Source organism: Pseudomonas sp. A0308, assembly GCF_044218815.1.
Taxonomy (GTDB): domain Bacteria; phylum Pseudomonadota; class Gammaproteobacteria; order Pseudomonadales; family Pseudomonadaceae; genus Aquipseudomonas; species Aquipseudomonas iridis.
In genome coordinates this window covers 2,026,709-2,042,864 of record NZ_CP162581.1, presented here as the reverse complement: position 1 = coordinate 2,042,864, position 16,156 = coordinate 2,026,709, and the positions used below count along the sequence as shown (strand labels likewise).

Annotated in this window: 13 protein-coding genes; 9 read left to right on the top strand and 4 right to left on the bottom strand. The window is 57.5% G+C overall.

Going from position 1 to position 16,156, the window contains the following annotated elements:
- Positions 1–88: 88 nt before the first annotated feature.
- The 4 genes from AB4P92_RS09615 to map all read right to left on the bottom strand — a co-directional run bounded on the left by AB4P92_RS09615 (position 89) and on the right by map (position 5,837).
- Positions 89–811: a M12 family metallopeptidase gene (locus AB4P92_RS09615; RefSeq protein WP_395599292.1), complete on the bottom strand. Its 723-nt coding sequence runs from the start codon at positions 809–811 to the stop codon at positions 89–91.
- 257 nt (positions 812–1,068) lie between these two features.
- Complete coding sequence (gene dapC, locus AB4P92_RS09610) at positions 1,069–2,268, bottom strand: succinyldiaminopimelate transaminase (RefSeq protein ID WP_395599291.1); 1,200 nt, start codon at positions 2,266–2,268, stop codon at positions 1,069–1,071.
- Between the two features lie 43 nt (positions 2,269–2,311).
- A complete protein-coding gene (locus tag AB4P92_RS09605; RefSeq protein WP_047299908.1) occupies positions 2,312–5,014 on the bottom strand; it encodes a [protein-PII] uridylyltransferase in 2,703 nt (900 codons plus the stop codon).
- Positions 5,015–5,054: 40 nt separating this feature from the next.
- Positions 5,055–5,837, bottom strand: a complete 783-nt coding sequence (gene map / locus AB4P92_RS09600; protein ID WP_042557873.1) for a type I methionyl aminopeptidase — start codon at positions 5,835–5,837, stop codon at positions 5,055–5,057.
- A 375-nt stretch (positions 5,838–6,212) separates the two neighbouring features.
- On the opposite strand from map, the gene rpsB reads away from it, so the two are divergent.
- The 9 genes from rpsB to bamA all read left to right on the top strand — a co-directional run bounded on the left by rpsB (position 6,213) and on the right by bamA (position 16,150).
- Positions 6,213–6,953: a 30S ribosomal protein S2 gene (rpsB, locus tag AB4P92_RS09595; RefSeq protein ID WP_042557874.1), complete on the top strand. Its 741-nt coding sequence runs from the start codon at positions 6,213–6,215 to the stop codon at positions 6,951–6,953.
- A 192-nt stretch (positions 6,954–7,145) separates the two neighbouring features.
- Positions 7,146–8,009 carry a translation elongation factor Ts gene (gene tsf, locus AB4P92_RS09590; RefSeq protein WP_042557875.1) on the top strand — a complete coding sequence of 288 codons (864 nt, stop codon included), beginning with the start codon at positions 7,146–7,148 and terminating at the stop codon, positions 8,007–8,009.
- 208 nt (positions 8,010–8,217) lie between these two features.
- On the top strand, positions 8,218–8,961 hold the full coding sequence (gene pyrH, locus AB4P92_RS09585) for a UMP kinase (RefSeq protein WP_003222124.1): 744 nt from the start codon (positions 8,218–8,220) through the stop codon (positions 8,959–8,961).
- A complete protein-coding gene (gene frr, locus AB4P92_RS09580; RefSeq protein WP_042557876.1) occupies positions 8,958–9,515 on the top strand; it encodes a ribosome recycling factor in 558 nt (185 codons plus the stop codon). Before pyrH ends, frr begins: the two co-directional genes overlap by 4 nt.
- Before the next feature lie 14 nt (positions 9,516–9,529).
- On the top strand, positions 9,530–10,285 hold the full coding sequence (gene uppS / locus AB4P92_RS09575; RefSeq protein WP_042557877.1) for a polyprenyl diphosphate synthase: 756 nt from the start codon (positions 9,530–9,532) through the stop codon (positions 10,283–10,285).
- The gene (locus AB4P92_RS09570; protein WP_261735109.1) at positions 10,285–11,091 is read left to right on the top strand and encodes a phosphatidate cytidylyltransferase; all 807 of its coding nucleotides are present in this window, start codon (positions 10,285–10,287) and stop codon (positions 11,089–11,091) included. The genes uppS and AB4P92_RS09570 overlap by 1 nt, the downstream gene beginning before the upstream one ends.
- Positions 11,088–12,278: a 1-deoxy-D-xylulose-5-phosphate reductoisomerase gene (gene ispC, locus AB4P92_RS09565; protein WP_395599290.1), complete on the top strand. Its 1,191-nt coding sequence runs from the start codon at positions 11,088–11,090 to the stop codon at positions 12,276–12,278. The genes AB4P92_RS09570 and ispC overlap by 4 nt, the downstream gene beginning before the upstream one ends.
- 54 nt (positions 12,279–12,332) lie before the next feature.
- On the top strand, positions 12,333–13,685 hold the full coding sequence (gene rseP / locus AB4P92_RS09560) for a sigma E protease regulator RseP (protein ID WP_047299911.1): 1,353 nt from the start codon (positions 12,333–12,335) through the stop codon (positions 13,683–13,685).
- A gap of 74 nt (positions 13,686–13,759) precedes the next feature.
- Positions 13,760–16,150, top strand: a complete 2,391-nt coding sequence (bamA, locus tag AB4P92_RS09555) for an outer membrane protein assembly factor BamA (RefSeq protein ID WP_395599289.1) — start codon at positions 13,760–13,762, stop codon at positions 16,148–16,150.
- Positions 16,151–16,156: the final 6 nt, after the last annotated feature.

Sequence of the window (16,156 nt, the reverse complement as noted above, 5' to 3'; positions counted from 1 at the left end):
TTACTTGGTTTTTGAATGTTTCAAGCAAGTGCGAGCAGGGCACCACGGTTGCGCGTCACTTGAAATTGCCGGGTTGGCGCTGACATGCTCAGGCAGGCAACTGCCCATAGTTGAGGGCAGGGTAGATTTTTCTGGCGAAGGCCTTGTCCTTGTCGCTAAGCGTCAAATTGAGGCCAACCGCGTCATTTCCGTAGATCAGGTTGGTAGTTGGGTAATGCATGATCGAGAGTTTGTCGTAGTCGCCGAAGACAGCAGCGTGCGGAGACTCCAGCTCGAAAAGGTTGCTGTCTACGTCCTCCCTTGTCCAGCCATGTTGCTTGCCCAGGAACTCATAGGCCGCTTCCTTGTTCCACGGGATGCGCGCCTCCGGGTGCAAATGGGCGTGGTGGAAGCCTAGGGCGTGGCCAAATTCATGCTGGACCGTGTGGTCGAAAAGCGGTGAGTCCGGCGTGGTGCCCAAAACCATTGTGGGTTCGTTGACATCCACTTTCATTGCGTCGATCCCTATAAACGAATAGCTGTCCTTTCCTTGCAGGGCGATCCGAATCATTCCAGGCACGTTTTCGACCAATTCAAAGGCCAGGCTGACGAAAGGTTCCCACTTCCGGATGCCTAGTTCGATTCGATATTTCAGTTCGTCGGACACGTCATGCATGAAAGAGAACGTAATAGTGCTGGCATTCTCCCAGAACTTGGTTGTGTAACCCAAGGAACGTTTACGGCGCACTGCTGGCGCGTCGTTATTGTTTTCCGGGAACCGCTCGAAGTTGTCTGCCGGTTTTGCCATTCTTACGAGGTTATAATTGTGCATGGTCAATATCCTTATTGATTGCCAAAGTGTCGCCTTGATTCAGCTGGCGTCAAAATTTTTATATTTGAGGGTGATAGGGTTTTGGTTTTCGGCAGGCTCGGTTTTAGTAGAAGTTCGCGCGATTAAAGTCGCTCTACAGTGGCCAGCGTTTCAAGGGGGAAATTAGACCGAGCAGGGAGAAGAGTAAATGTGCTCGTTGTAAACGCTTATATCACGACGGTTGATACCCGCACCGGATTGCCCGGTGCGGGCCATGATTACTGTTGGCGAGTAATGAACGCGCGGATCCGCTGTGCCGCCTCAACGCATTCGGCAAGTGGTGCAACCAGCGCCATCCGTACCCGGCCTGCGCCCGGATTGACGCCGTCCACTTCGCGGGACAAGTACGAACCTGGCACTACGGTCACGTGTTCTTCGGCAAACAGGTCACGGCAGAATGCCGCGTCGTCACCTTTCACGTTTGGCCACAAATAAAAGCTGCCATCGGGACGCTGGACGTCCATTACCGGGCTGAGGATTTCCAGTACCGCGTCGAATTTCTCGCGATACAAAGTGCGGTTGGCGCGCACATGTTCTTCGTCATTCCAGGCGGCAACGCTGGCCAGTTGGGTTTGAACCGGCATCGCACAGCCGTGATAGGTGCGATAAAGCAGGAAACCCTTGAGGATCTCGGCATCGCCGGCAACGAAGCCGGAACGCAAACCGGGCAGGTTCGAGCGCTTGGACAGGCTATGGAACACCACGCAGCGCTTGAAATCCTTGCGACCCAGTTCGACGCACGCGCTGAGCAGCCCCGGCGGCGGTGTCTGCTCGTCGAAGTAAAGCTCGCTGTAGCACTCGTCGGCGGCGATCACGAAGTCGTGTTCATCTGCCAAGGCGATGAGTTTTTTCAGGGTGTCGACCGGAATCAGCGCGCCTGTCGGGTTACCCGGCGAGCAAAGGAAAAGAATCTGGCAGCGCTTCCAGATGTCCGCTGAAACAGCGTCGAAATCCGGGTTGAAGCCGTTATCGTCCAGACAAGGCAGGTAATGTGGCTTGGCGCCGGCCAGGAACGCCGCGCCTTCGTAGATCTGATAGAACGGGTTCGGGCTGACCACCAGCGCATCATCACCACGATTGACCACGGTCTGGGTGAAGGCGAACAGCGCTTCACGGGTGCCATTGACTGGTAATACGTTGCGGGCCGGGTCGATCCAGCCGCTCGGAACGCCGAAGCGGCGTTCGCACCAGCCGGCGATGGCTTCGCGCAGGGCCGGGATGCCGAGCGTGGTTGGATACACCGCCATCTGATCCAGACTGTTTGCCAGTGTCTCGGCGACAAAGCCTGGCGAACGGTGTTTCGGCTCACCGATGGACAGCGCGATCGGGCGCTTGTCCGGGTTCGGGGGCACGGTGCCGAGCAGGGCGCGGAGCTTCTCGAACGGGTAGGGCTGGAGCTGGTTCAGAGCGTTGTTCATCGGTGCGGGGTCTCGTGCAAAGCGGTTAAATCAGGTAGCGCATTCAGATACTGATACGCGAAAGATTGATATCGGGTTCATGGCTGACGCTCAACTGCTCGACAATCGCATCCTGCAAGCGGCTGCACAGCAGCGGATCGGACAAGGGCTGATTTTTCGCATCAGTAATAAAGAACACGTCCTCCACTCGTTCGCCCAACGTTGCAATCTTGGCGTTTTGCAGCGACAGGTCAAACTCCAGAAAGATGCCGCCGATCCGCGCCAGCAGACCTGGTCGGTCAGGCGCGGTCAATTCCAGTACGGTGACCGGGCGTTGCGCGTCGTTGTGGATAGTGACCTGTGGCGCGAACGCGAAATGCTTGAGCTGGCGCGGCACCCGGCGCTGAATGATCGTCGGGTAGTCGTCCGGATTGCGCAGAGCGTCGGTCAAACCGTCGCGGATCTGCTTGATCCGCACAGGGTTGTCGCCGATGGATTCGCCATCGTTGTCGAGCACGATGTAGGTGTCGAGGGTGAACTGGCTGCTCGAGGTGATAACCCGGGCGTCGTGAATGTTCAGGTTGAGCTGATCCATCGCCGCCACGGTAACCGCGAAGAAGTCGTGCTGATCCGGCGCATAGATGAAGATCTGTGTGCCGCCCTCGAACTCGCGCTGGGTGGTTTCCTTGATCAGTACCAGCGGCCCGCCATCGACGGGTTGCTGGAGGATCGCATCGCTGTGCCAGGCCACGTCGCCGGCGGTGTGGCGCAGGAAATAGTCGTCGCCCAGTTGCGCCCACAATTGTTCGACGTCGTCCGGATCGGTGCCGCCGCGCACGAGGATGTCGAGTGCCGCGCTCTGGGTCTGGCGGATCTGCTCTTCGCGATCCACCGGGTTCTCCAGACCGCGACGCAATGCCCGCTTGGTTTCGGTGTAGAGCTGGCGCAACAGGCTGGCGCGCCACGAATTCCACAGCGTCGGATTGGTCGCGTTGATGTCGGCCACGGTCAGTACGTACAGATAGTCGAGACGGGTTTCATCGCCGACCGCCTGCGCAAAATCGTGGATCACCTGCGGGTCGGACAAGTCCTTGCGCTGGGCGGTGGTCGACATCACCAGGTGGTTCTGCACCAGCCAGACAATCAGGCGGCTATCCCACACTGGTAACTGATGGCGCTGGCAGAACGCCTCGGCATCGATCGCGCCTATCTCCGAGTGATCGCCATGACGGCCCTTGCCGATGTCGTGATACAGGCCGGCGAGATAAATCAGCTCGGGTTTCGGCAGCTTGGCCATGAGCTTGCTGGCCAGCGGGAATTTTTCCGACACCTGGGTGTACTGCAGCTTACGCAGGTGTTTGATCAGGTTCAGCGTGTGTGCATCGACCGTATAGATGTGGAACAGGTCGTGTTGCATCTGCCCGACGATAAAACCGAACTCCGGCAGGTAGCGCCCGAGAATGCCGTAACGGTTCATCCGTCGCAGATTGCGATGAATGCCGATCTTGCATTTGAACAGCTCGATAAACAGGCTGGTGTTGCGTATGTCGTTGCGGAAGTCGTCGTCAATCAGGTGACGATGTTCGCGCAGCAAACGAACGGTGTCGGCGCGCACGCCTTTGATTTCCGGCTGCTGGGCCATCAGCACGAATATCTCGAGCATGGCGAATGGGGTGCGGCGGAACACATTGTCGTTGCGCGCTTCGATGTACCCGTCATGTAGCTGGAAGCGCGAATTGATCGGCTGCGGCGGCGCTTCGTCTTCCGGCGCGAGGATGACTTCCTCGAAGTGCTGGATGATCAGGTCGCTCAGCTGGGCGATGCTCATCACCACCCGGTAATACTGCTGCATGAAGTTTTCGATGCTGTGCTTGGCGTCATCGCCTTCGAACCCCAGCAACGTCGCAATCGAACGCTGATGATCGAACAGCAGGCGGTCTTCGGAGCGCCCGGCGAGCATGTGCAGGGCGTAGCGCACCTTCCAGAGGAATTCCTGAGAGGACGCGAGCAACGCATTCTCGCTCTCTACCAGGAAACCTTCGCCGGCGAGTGCACGCAAATTCAGCGTGCCGTACTGACGACGGGCAACCCACAGAATCGTCTGAATATCCCGTAGTCCGCCGGGCGAGCCTTTGACGTTGGGTTCCAGGTTGTATTCGGTATCGTTGTACTTGTGGTGGCGAGCTTTCTGCTCGGCGCGTTTGGCCAGGAAAAACTCCTTGGCCGGCCACATGTGCGCAGTGCTGGTGACGTCGAGCATGCGTTGGCGCAAACGCTCGGGGCCGCTGATTGTGCGGCTTTCCATGAGATTGGTGACCACGGTCAGGTCAGCGCGCGCCTCTTGCGCGCATTCGTCCACCGAGCGAACGCTCTGACCGACTTCCAGGCCGATGTCCCACAACAATGTGAGAAAACGCTCGATGGAATCGCGGAAAACCTCGTGGTCGGCGCTGTCCAGCAGGATCAGCAAATCGATGTCCGAGTAAGGGTGCAATTCGCCCCGGCCGTAGCCGCCGACCGCGACCAGTGCGATGTCCGCGTCTTCGCTCCAGTTGAACTGCTCCCAGGCCTTTTGCAGGATATTGTCGACGAACCAGGCACGGTCTTCGATCAGCCGACGAATATCACGACCGCTGCGAAAACGTGCGTCGAGCACGTCGCGGGCCTGGCGAATCGCCTTCTTGAAGGCGGCGATGGGGCTCGCTTTCAGGGCCAGCTCAGCCTGGAACTGGCCGCGGTCGAAGAGTTCGGGATCCACCTGCGGCATCGATTGGCTTTCCTTCTATAAGGCTGGGAGCGTTTGTGGATCAGGCCGAGATGCGTGGAATGGTGTCATCGGCACGCAGCGTGAAGATCTCGTAGCCGGTGTCGGTGACCAACAGGGTGTGTTCCCACTGGGCCGAGAGCTTGCGGTCCTTGGTGATCGCGGTCCAGCCGTCGCCCAATACCTTGGTGTCGGCCTTGCCCTGATTGATCATCGGCTCGATGGTGAAGGTCATGCCGGCCTTCAGTTCCATGCCAGTACCGGCGCGGCCGTAGTGCAGGATCTGCGGCTCTTCGTGGAACACCTTGCCGATGCCGTGGCCACAGAACTCGCGAACCACCGAGAAACCGTTCTTTTCCGCGTGTTTCTGGATGACTTCACCGATGTCGCCGAGGCGGCAGCCAGGTTTGACGATCTCGATCGCCTTGTACATGCATTCCTGAGTGATCTGCGACAGACGCTCAGCCCACACCGGCACTTCACCGACATGGAACATGCGGCTGGTATCGCCGTGGTAACCGTCCTTGATCACGGTGACGTCGATGTTCAGGGTGTCGCCGTTTTTTAACGGCTTGTCATTCGGGATGCCGTGGCAGACGACGTGGTTGATCGAGGTGCAGATCGACTTCGGGTAGCCCTTGTAGTTGAGCGGGGCAGGGATGGCCTGCTGCACGTCGACGATGTAGTCGTGGCAGATCTGGTTCAGTTGATCGGTGGTAACGCCCGGTTTGACGTGTTCGGCAATCATTTCCAGCACATCGGCGGCCAGTTTGCCGGCGACACGCATGCCAGCGATGTCCTCGGGTGTTTTGAGGTTAACGGTCATACAGGCTCTCTTTGCGCTCGGCGGCGCTTGCTGTTACGGATAGGGTGGCAGGTGTGCGTTTTTTGCGACCCTGAAAAACGCGATTCTAACAGACGAGAGGAGCAAATCCGCGCCTGCATGCATCGCTTCTATCTATAGAATGGTGCCCGCGGCGCCGATTCCAAGAGGGCTGAGCCCATGTCCTTGGTGTGATTGCAGATTTCGAGTTCCGTTTCTGCCTTCCTTGTGATATAAAATGCGCCGCTTTCCGGGGATACCCCGAAAGGCTTAAATCCACACACGTGTCGACACGATGACCTGGGTGCTTTTGGCGTTATGCCACTGGTTGGTCATTGGGATACGTGGAGGCCAAACCCGACTTATTAAGGAACTATCATGTCCCAAGTCAATATGCGCGATATGCTGAAGGCCGGTGTGCACTTCGGTCACCAAACCCGTTACTGGAACCCGAAAATGGGTAAATACATTTTCGGCGCGCGTAACAAGATTCACATCATCAACCTTGAAAAAACCCTGCCAATGTTCAATGAAGCTCTGACTTTCGTAGAGCGTCTGGCCCAGGGCAAAAACAAGATTCTGTTCGTCGGCACCAAGCGTTCCGCTGGCAAGATCGTTGCTGAAGAAGCAGCACGTTGCGGTTCGCCGTACGTCGATCACCGCTGGTTGGGCGGCATGCTGACCAACTTCAAAACCATTCGTGCTTCCATCAAGCGTCTGCGTGACCTTGAAGTTCAAGCCGAAGACGGTACTTTCGCCAAGCTGACCAAGAAAGAAGCGCTGATGCGCACTCGTGATCTTGAGAAGCTGGATCGCTCCCTGGGCGGCATCAAGGACATGGGCGGTCTGCCAGACGCACTGTTCGTGATCGACGTTGACCACGAGCGCATCGCGATCACCGAAGCCAACAAGCTGGGTATCCCGGTAATCGGCGTTGTCGATACCAACAGCAGCCCGGAAGGCGTTGACTACATCATCCCAGGCAACGATGACGCAATCCGCGCTATCCAGCTGTACATGGGTTCGATGGCTGACGCTGTTATCCGTGGTCGCAGCAATGTTGGCGGCGGCACTGTAGAGTTCGCAGCTGAAGAAGCTCCGGCAGCTGCAGCTGAGTAATTGACGCCCTGGCGTTGACTCAGTAAGCAAAAAGGGGGCTTGGCCCCCTTTTTGCCACCTCGAAAACCATTTGTTAACAGCGCAGCTACAGCATCTGTAACGTGCAGCGGCTAACAAGGGTGTTTCGGGAAGAATTGAACGCCCGTTCGATCGGGTGGAATGGTTGAAAACCTATCCAAGAGGAATTTGAAAATGGCAGAGATTACTGCAGCGTTGGTTAAAGAACTGCGTGAGCGTACTGGCGAAGGCATGATGGATTGCAAAAAGGCCTTGACCAAGGCCGGCGGCGACATCGAAAAAGCCATCGACGACATGCGTGCTTCGGGCGCCATCAAGGCCGCCAAGAAAGCCGGCAACGTCGCTGCTGAAGGCGCGATCGCTCTGGTTGAAGACGGCAAGTCTGCCGTTCTGCTGGAAGTGAACTCGCAGACCGACTTCCTGGCTCTGCAAGACGACTTCAAGGCATTCGTTGCTGCCAGCGTCAAAAAAGCATTCGACGAGAAGCTCACTACCGTTGAGCCTCTGATCGAATCGCAGGAAGCTGATCGCCTGGTACTGGTCGGCAAGGTTGGCGAAAACGTCAACATCCGTCGTCTGGTTCGCGTTGAAGGTGATGTTGTTGGTGGTTACCTGCACGGCAACAAGATCGGTGTTGCAGTTGTTCTGAAAGGCGGCGACGTTGAGCTGGCCAAGGACATCGCTATGCACGTAGCGGCGACCAACCCTGAATTCCTGCTGCCATCGGAAGTTTCCGCTGAAGCAGTTGAGCGTGAGAAGGGCGTTTTCCTGAGCCTGAACGCTGACAAGATCGCTGGCAAGCCAGAAAACATCGTTGAAAACATGATCAAAGGCCGTATCAGCAAGTTCCTGGCTGAAGCGAGCCTGGTTGAGCAGGCGTTCGTCAAGAACCCTGAAATCAAGGTCGGCGACCTGGCCAAGAAAGCCGGTGCTGAAATCGTTTCCTTCACCTACTTCAAAGTAGGCGAAGGCATCGAGAAGCCGGTCGACAACTTCGCTGAAGAAGTTGCTGCCCAGCTGGCTGCCGCCAAGCAGTAAGACGGTTTTCAACTGTCGCCCGAAAGAGGCTGCCCGCTCACGCGCGCAGCCTCTTTTCAGATGGGGTAACCAATTATTTATTGGTTTCCACTTGGAACTGACTTACAAAGCCATGTTCCGATGGCGCTGAAGCAGCGCCAAGCTAGAGTGAACGCCAGCTGAAAACAGCTCGCAAAGAATTTTAAATACGCCGCAGGAGAGATTCGCAATGGCTCAGCAGGGCAGTGGTTATCAGGCTCGCTATAAACGCATTCTACTCAAGCTTAGCGGCGAGGCCCTGATGGGCTCGGAAGAGTTCGGGATCGATCCAAAAGTGCTGGATCGGATGGCGCTTGAAGTCGGCCAACTGGTCGGCATCGGCGTACAGGTCGGTCTGGTGATCGGCGGTGGCAACCTGTTCCGCGGCGAAGCCTTGAGCAAAGCCGGTATGGATCGGGTGACAGGCGACCACATGGGCATGCTGGCCACTGTGATGAACGCCCTGGCCATGCGCGACGCGCTGGAACGTGCGAATATCTCGGCAATCGTCATGTCGGCCATTTCGATGGTGGGCGTGACCGATCACTATGATCGCCGCAAAGCCATGCGTCACCTGAACTCCAAAGACGTCGTGATTTTCGCAGCCGGTACCGGCAATCCGTTCTTTACCACGGATTCGGCAGCCTGCCTGCGTGCAATCGAAATCGATGCCGATGTCGTCCTCAAGGCGACCAAGGTCGATGGCGTCTACACCGCAGATCCGTTCAAAGACCCGCATGCCGAGAAGTTCGATCATCTGACTTATGATGAAGTACTGGATCGCAAGCTGGGTGTAATGGACCTGACAGCTATTTGCCTGTGCCGCGACCACAAGATGCCGCTGCGTGTATTCAACATGAACAAGCCCGGCGCCCTGCTGAACATCGTGCATGGCGGCGCTGAAGGCACCCTGATCGAGGAAGGTCAACAATGATCAACGAAATCAAGAAAGACGCTCAAGAGCGTATGCAGAAATCCCTGGACTCTCTGGCCCACGCATTTGGTCAGATTCGTACCGGCAAGGCTCACCCAAGCATTCTGGGCAGCGTAATGGTGCCGTACTACGGCGCTGATACCTCCATTACCCAAGTGGCCAACATTACCGTAAAAGACTCGCGCACCCTGCAAGTCGTGGCTTTCGAGCGCAACATGCTCGCGGCTGTCGACAAGGCGATCCAGAGCGCTGGCCTGAACCTCAACCCGACCAACCTGGGCGAGTTGTTGCTGATCTCCATGCCTGCCCTGACCGAAGAAACCCGCAAGGGCTTCACCAAGCAGGCACGCAGTGCCGCTGAAGACGCTCGTGTTGCCGTGCGCAACATCCGTCGCGATGCGCTGGGCGATTTGAAGAAGCTGGTTAAAGACAAAGAAATCAGCGAAGACGAAGAGCGTCGTGCTGCTGCCGATATCCAGAAACTCACCGACAAGGCTGAGGCTGATATCGACGCGGCTACCAAGCAGAAAGAAGCGGATTTGATGGCCGTATAAGGGTCGAGTTTTTAATGGACAAGACCAAGCAGACTGCGCCGTCCGCGGTGCCGCGCCATGTCGCGATCATCATGGATGGCAACAATCGCTGGGCGAAAAAACGCTTTATGCCGGGTGTCGCCGGGCATAAGGCGGGCGTGGATGCGGTTCGTGCGGTAATCGAGGTGTGTGCCGAGGCCAAGGTCGAGGTGCTCACCCTGTTCGCTTTCTCCAGTGAAAACTGGCAGCGCCCGGCCGATGAGGTCAGCGCTTTGATGGACCTGTTCTTCAAGGCGCTGCGTCGTGAGGCCAAGCGCCTTAACGACAACAACATCAGCTTGCGCATCATCGGTGATCGCTCGCGCTTTCATCCGGAGCTTCAGGTCGCGATGCGCGAAGCCGAGGCCATGACCGCGGGTGCCAACCGTTTCATCCTGCAAATTGCCGCCAATTACGGCGGTCAGTGGGATATCGCACAAGCTGCACAGCGTCTTGCACGTGAGGTTCAGGCCGGGCATCTGCGTCCGGAAGACATCACCCCGGATCTGCTGCAAACGTGTCTGGCAACCGGCGATCTGCCGTTGCCGGACTTGTGCATCCGCACCGGTGGCGAGCACCGCATCAGCAACTTCCTGTTGTGGCAACTGGCTTACGCCGAGTTGTACTTCTCCGACCTGTTTTGGCCGGACTTCAAACACGATGCCATGCGCAATGCGCTGGCCGATTTCGCTTCGCGCCAACGTCGCTTCGGTAAAACGAGCGAACAGGTCGAAGCTGGAGCCCGGGTTTAATGCTTAAACAACGAATCATCACCGCGCTGATCCTGCTGCCGATCGCCTTGTGCGGGTTTTTCCTGCTTGAAGGTTCCGGTTTTGCGCTGTTCATCGGTCTGGTCGTGAGCCTGGGCGCCTGGGAATGGGCGCGACTCGCGGGCTTCACTGCACAATCGTTCCGCGTCGGTTTTGCCGCCGTCGTCGCGTTGATGCTGTTCGTCATGTATGTGCTGCCCGGTCTCGCACCTTGGGTGCTCGGTGCTTCGGTGCTGTGGTGGGTGGTCGCGACGTATCTGGTGCTGACCTATCCACGTTCCAGCGAGCATTGGTCCAGTGCGGCCACCAAACTGGTGATCGGCTTGCTGATTTTGCTGCCGGCCTGGCAAGGTCTGGTGCAGATCAAGCAGTACCCGTTGGGTAACTGGCTGATCATGGCGGTCATGGTGTTGGTCTGGGGCGCAGATATCGGTGCCTATTTCTCTGGCCGTAAATTTGGCAAGCGCAAGTTGGCTCCTCAAGTCAGCCCCGGTAAGAGCTGGGAAGGCGTTTACGGTGGTCTGGCGCTAAGCCTGCTGATCACCGCGATTGTTGGCTTGGTGCGTGACTGGACGGTGGCCGAGTTGCTCAAGGGTCTGATTGGCGCTGCGCTGATCGTCTTCATCTCGGTCGTGGGAGACCTCACCGAAAGCATGTTCAAGCGCCAGTCCGGCATCAAGGACAGCAGTAACCTGCTGCCCGGTCATGGCGGCGTGCTTGATCGCATCGACAGTCTGACCGCGGCCATTCCAGTGTTTGCCGTGTTGCTGTGGATGGCTGCGCCGTGAGCCGCCCGCAACTGATTACCGTACTGGGCGCTACCGGCTCGATTGGTCTGAGCACCCTTGATGTGATTGCGCGTCATCCTGAGCGTTATCAGGTGTTCGCGTTGAGCGGTTTCACGCGCCTCAGCGAACTGTTGGCCTTGTGCATACGTCACGTGCCGCAATTTGCCGTGGTGCCGGAAGTCGCTGCAGCTCGCGGTTTGCAGGACGATTTGCGTGCAGCCGGTCTGGCGACTCGTGTGCTGGTGGGTGAGGCTGGCTTGTGTCAGGTCGCTTCTGCGCCGGAAGTCGATGCGGTCATGGCGGCGATCGTCGGCGCCGCAGGCCTGCGTCCGACGTTGGCGGCTGTCGAAGCAGGCAAGAAGATTCTGCTGGCTAACAAGGAGGCGCTGGTCATGTCCGGCGCCTTGTTCATGCAGGCTGTGCGCAAGAGTGGTTCGGTGCTGCTGCCAATCGACAGCGAACACAATGCGATTTTCCAGTGCATGCCACAGGATTTCGCCAGTGGATTAAGCAAGGTCGGAGTCCGTCGGATTTTACTGACAGCTTCTGGTGGACCGTTCCGGCAGACGCCCATGAGTGAGTTGGCGCATGTTTCGCCTGAGCAGGCGTGTGCGCATCCGAACTGGTCAATGGGCCGCAAGATTTCCGTGGATTCGGCCAGCATGATGAACAAAGGTCTCGAACTGATCGAGGCCTGCTGGTTGTTTGATGCAAAACCAGCGCAGGTCGAGGTGGTGATTCATCCGCAAAGCGTGATTCACTCGCTGGTCGATTATGTCGACGGTTCGGTCCTGGCTCAGTTGGGCAATCCTGACATGCGCACTCCGATCGCCAGCGCGCTGGCCTGGCCGGAGCGTATCGACTCCGGCGTCGCGCCGCTGGATCTGTTTGCGATCGCGCGTCTGGACTTCGAAGCGCCGGATGAAGAGCGCTTCCCGTGCCTGCGTCTGGCGCGGCAAGCGGCCGAGGTGGGTGACAGCGCACCGGCGATGCTCAATGCGGCCAACGAAGTGGCGGTGGCAGCGTTTCTCGACGGACGGGTTCGTTACCTGGAAATCGCGAGTATCATCGAGGAGGTCTTGAACCTCGAGCCGGTCGTAGCGCTGGATGATCTCGAGGCTGTGTTCACGGCGGACGCGAAGGCGCGAGTTCTGGCCGAGCAATGGCTGGCTCGTCACGACCGATAGGTTTTGCAACACAATAGTTTCAAGCAGCACTGAACAGGATTGCGGAGAAAGTAGATGAGCGCGCTCTATATGATTGCCGGCACCCTGATCGCCTTGGGTGTGCTGGTCACCTTTCACGAATTCGGCCACTTCTGGGTCGCGCGTCGCTGTGGCGTCAAGGTTCTGCGTTTTTCCGTAGGCTTTGGCATGCCGCTGCTGCGCTGGCACGACAAGCAAGGTACTGAGTTCGTCATCGCTGCGATTCCGCTGGGTGGCTACGTCAAGATGCTCGATGAGCGCGAAGGCGACGTCCCGGTTGATCAGCTCGATCAGTCGTTCAACCGCAAGTCCGTTCGCCAGCGTATTGCTATTGTCGCGGCTGGCCCTATCGCCAACTTTCTTCTGGCCCTGGTGTTCTTCTGGGTATTGGCGATGCTCGGTAGTGAGCAGGTCCGCCCGGTAATCGGTGCGGTCGAATCCGGCAGCATCGCCGCGAAGGCTGGTCTGGGTGCAGGTCAGGAGATCGTCGCGATTGATGGCGAGCCGACTTCCGGCTGGGCCGCCGTCAATTTGCAGCTGGTTCGCCGGCTCGGCGAAAGCGGCTCGCTGCAGGTGCTGGTGCGCGAGCAGGGCTCTACGGCGGATTCACCGCGTGAGCTGACGCTGGACAAATGGCTCAAGGGGGCTGATGAGCCGGATCCGATCCGCTCTCTGGGGATTCGTCCATGGCGTCCTGCCCTGCCACCTGTGCTCGCCGAGCTTGATCCAAAAGGCCCGGCCCAGGCCGCTGGCCTGAAAACCGGTGATCGCCTGGTGTCTCTTGACGGTCAGGCGCTCAATGACTGGCAGCAGGTGGTCGATACCGTTCGTACGCGTCCTGATACCAAAATCTTGCTGCGGGTCGAGCGCGATGGTGCTCAAATCGACGTCCCTGTCACTTTGGCAGCGCGCGGTGAAAGCAAGGCGCCAAGCGGTTATCTGGGCGCAGGTGTCAAAGCGATCGACTGGCCGCCGGAGATGATCCGCGAAGTCAGTTATGGTCCGTTAGCCGCGATTGGCGAGGGCGCCCGTCGTACTTGGACCATGAGCATCCTGACGCTGGATTCGCTCAAGAAAATGCTGTTCGGCGAGCTCTCGGTAAAAAACTTGAGTGGACCGATAACCATTGCTAAAGTGGCGGGCGCTTCTGCCCAGTCGGGTGTCGCTGATTTCCTGAATTTCCTTGCTTATCTGAGTATTAGCCTGGGTGTTCTGAATTTGCTGCCCATTCCTGTACTGGATGGGGGGCATTTGTTGTTTTATCTGATCGAGTGGGCGCGTGGTCGTCCCTTGTCGGATCGGGTGCAAGGTTGGGGGATACAGATCGGTATCAGTTTGGTGGTCGGGGTGATGTTGCTTGCTCTGGTCAACGATCTGGGTCGACTGTAATGCTTCGCTGAATTGCGAATCTGCCGCATTTTGCGGCAGTTTGTTTATTGCCAGTTGGAATAAGAAAGGACTTCATGAAACGTCTGCTGCTAACTGCGGTTCTCACCGTATTGATGATCGCCGAAGTTCACGCCGAGTCCTTCACCATCTCTGATATTCGCGTCAATGGCCTCCAGCGGGTCTCCGCGGGTAGTGTCTTTGGTGCCTTGCCGTTGAACGTCGGCGAGCAGGCGGATGATCGTCGCCTGGTGGAATCCACTCGTGCGTTGTTCAAAACCGGTTTCTTTCAAGACATCCAGCTGGGCCGTGAAGGCAACGTTCTGGTGATCACGGTCGTCGAACGTCCGTCGGTTGCCAGTATCGAGATCGAGGGCAACAAGGCGATCTCCACTGAAGACTTGATGAAAGGCCTCAAGCAGTCCGGTCTGGCCGAAGGCGAAATCTTCCAGCGTGCCACCCTCGAAGGCGTGCGTAACGAACTGCAGCGCCAGTACGTCGCGCAAGGTCGCTATTCGGCTACGGTCGATACCGAAGTGGTATCGCAGCCGCGTAACCGCGTCGGCCTGAAAGTGAAGATCAACGAAGGCACTGTTGCGGCCATTCAGCACATCAACGTGGTGGGTAACACGGTTTTCCCTGAGGATGACCTGACCGATCTGTTCGAGCTGAAGACCACCAACTGGCTGTCGTTCTTCAAGAACGATGACAAATATGCCCGTGAAAAACTGTCCGGTGACCTGGAGCGTCTGCGCTCCTACTATCTGGACCGCGGCTATATCAACATGGATATCGCTTCGACCCAGGTGTCCATCACCCCGGACAAGAAGCACGTCTACATCACTGTCAACGTGACCGAAGGCGAGAAGTACACCGTTCGCGACGTCAAACTCAGCGGTGACCTCAAAGTTCCTGAAGACCAGGTCAAGTCCTTGTTGCTGGTGCAGAAAGGCCAGGTGTTCTCGCGCAAGCTGATGACCACCACCTCTGAACTGATCACCCGTCGTCTGGGTAACGAGGGTTACACCTTCGCCAACGTCAACGGCGTGCCTCAGCCGCACGATGATGACAACACCGTGGACATCCTGTTTGCCGTCGATCCGGGCAAGCGTGCCTACGTCAACCGCATCAACTTCCGTGGTAACACCAAGTCGGAAGATGAAGTGTTGCGTCGTGAAATGCGTCAGATGGAAGGTGGCTGGGCTTCGACTTACCTGATTGACCAGTCCAAGACACGTCTTGAGCGTCTGGGCTTCTTTAAAGAAGTCAACGTCGAAACCCCGGCCGTTCCGGGTGTCGATGACCAGGTTGATGTGAACTACAGCGTTGAAGAGCAGGCGTCGGGTTCGATTACCGCCAGTGTCGGTTTCGCCCAGAGTGCCGGTCTGATCCTCGGCGGTTCGATCACCCAGAACAACTTCCTCGGTAGCGGTAACCGCGTCAGCATCGGTCTGACACGAAGCGAATACCAGAGCCGCTACAACTTCGGCTATGTTGACCCGTACTGGACCGCCGATGGCGTAAGTCTGGGTTACAACGCGTTCTACCGCACCACTGACTACGATGAACTCGATGCCGATATCTCGAGCTACTCGGTAGACAGCCTGGGCGCCGGTGTCAACGTTGGCTACCCGATCAGCGAGACTTCGCGACTGACCTTCGGTCTGTCTGCTCAGCAAGACACGATCAATACAGGTAAATACACCGTTGACGAGATTTTTGACTTCGTCAAAAAGGAAGGCGACAGCTATCTGAACTTCAAGGCTTCGGCCGGCTGGTCCGAATCGACCCTGAACAAAGGCGTTTTGCCGACCCGTGGCCGTTCCCAGAGCCTGACCCTGGAGAGCACCATTCCGGGTAGCGACCTGTCGTTCTTCAAACTTGATTACCGTGGCCAGTTGTTCCAGCCACTGAGCGAAAACTACACCATGCGTCTGCACACCGAACTCGGTTATGGCGATGGTTACGGTTCGACTGACGGCTTGCCTTTCTATGAAAACTACTATGCTGGTGGTTTCAACTCGGTTCGTGGTTTCAAGGACAGTACGCTTGGCCCGCGAAGCACGCCAAGTCGTGGTGCAGGTGTGACCGGTAACACCGGTACGCTGGCCGACCCGGATCAGGATCCGCTGCCATTCGGCGGTAATGTGCTGATCCAGGGTGGTGTCGAACTGCTGTTCCCGCTGCCGTTTGTCAAAGATCAGCGCTCCCTGCGTACTTCGGTATTCTGGGACGTGGGTAACGTATTTGATTCCAAGTGCGAGAAGACTACCAACGCTAACGTCGGTTCGACTTCCTCCACTCAGTGCAACGACATCAGCCTGAGCAACATGGCAAGTTCCGTCGGTGTGGGCGTGACCTGGGTCACCGCGCTGGGTCCTCTGAGCTTCGCGTTGGCCATGCCGATCAAGAAACCGGATGACGCTGAAACTCAAGTGTTCCAATTCTCCCTCGGCCAGACGTTCTAAGCGTCT

Excerpts from the sequence above, each read along its gene's own strand:
- AB4P92_RS09615 (WP_395599292.1), bottom strand. The coding sequence starts at position 811 with ATGCACAATTATAACCTCGTAAGAATGGCAAAACCGGCAGACAACTTC.
- dapC (WP_395599291.1), bottom strand. The coding sequence starts at position 2,268 with ATGAACAACGCTCTGAACCAGCTCCAGCCCTACCCGTTCGAGAAGCTC.
- AB4P92_RS09605 (WP_047299908.1), bottom strand. The coding sequence starts at position 5,014 with ATGCCGCAGGTGGATCCCGAACTCTTCGACCGCGGCCAGTTCCAGGCT.
- map (WP_042557873.1), bottom strand. The coding sequence starts at position 5,837 with ATGACCGTTAACCTCAAAACACCCGAGGACATCGCTGGCATGCGTGTC.
- rpsB (WP_042557874.1), top strand. The coding sequence starts at position 6,213 with ATGTCCCAAGTCAATATGCGCGATATGCTGAAGGCCGGTGTGCACTTC.
- tsf (WP_042557875.1), top strand. The coding sequence starts at position 7,146 with ATGGCAGAGATTACTGCAGCGTTGGTTAAAGAACTGCGTGAGCGTACT.
- pyrH (WP_003222124.1), top strand. The coding sequence starts at position 8,218 with ATGGCTCAGCAGGGCAGTGGTTATCAGGCTCGCTATAAACGCATTCTA.
- frr (WP_042557876.1), top strand. The coding sequence starts at position 8,958 with ATGATCAACGAAATCAAGAAAGACGCTCAAGAGCGTATGCAGAAATCC.
- uppS (WP_042557877.1), top strand. The coding sequence starts at position 9,530 with ATGGACAAGACCAAGCAGACTGCGCCGTCCGCGGTGCCGCGCCATGTC.
- AB4P92_RS09570 (WP_261735109.1), top strand. The coding sequence starts at position 10,285 with ATGCTTAAACAACGAATCATCACCGCGCTGATCCTGCTGCCGATCGCC.
- rseP (WP_047299911.1), top strand. The coding sequence starts at position 12,333 with ATGAGCGCGCTCTATATGATTGCCGGCACCCTGATCGCCTTGGGTGTG.
- bamA (WP_395599289.1), top strand. The coding sequence starts at position 13,760 with ATGAAACGTCTGCTGCTAACTGCGGTTCTCACCGTATTGATGATCGCC.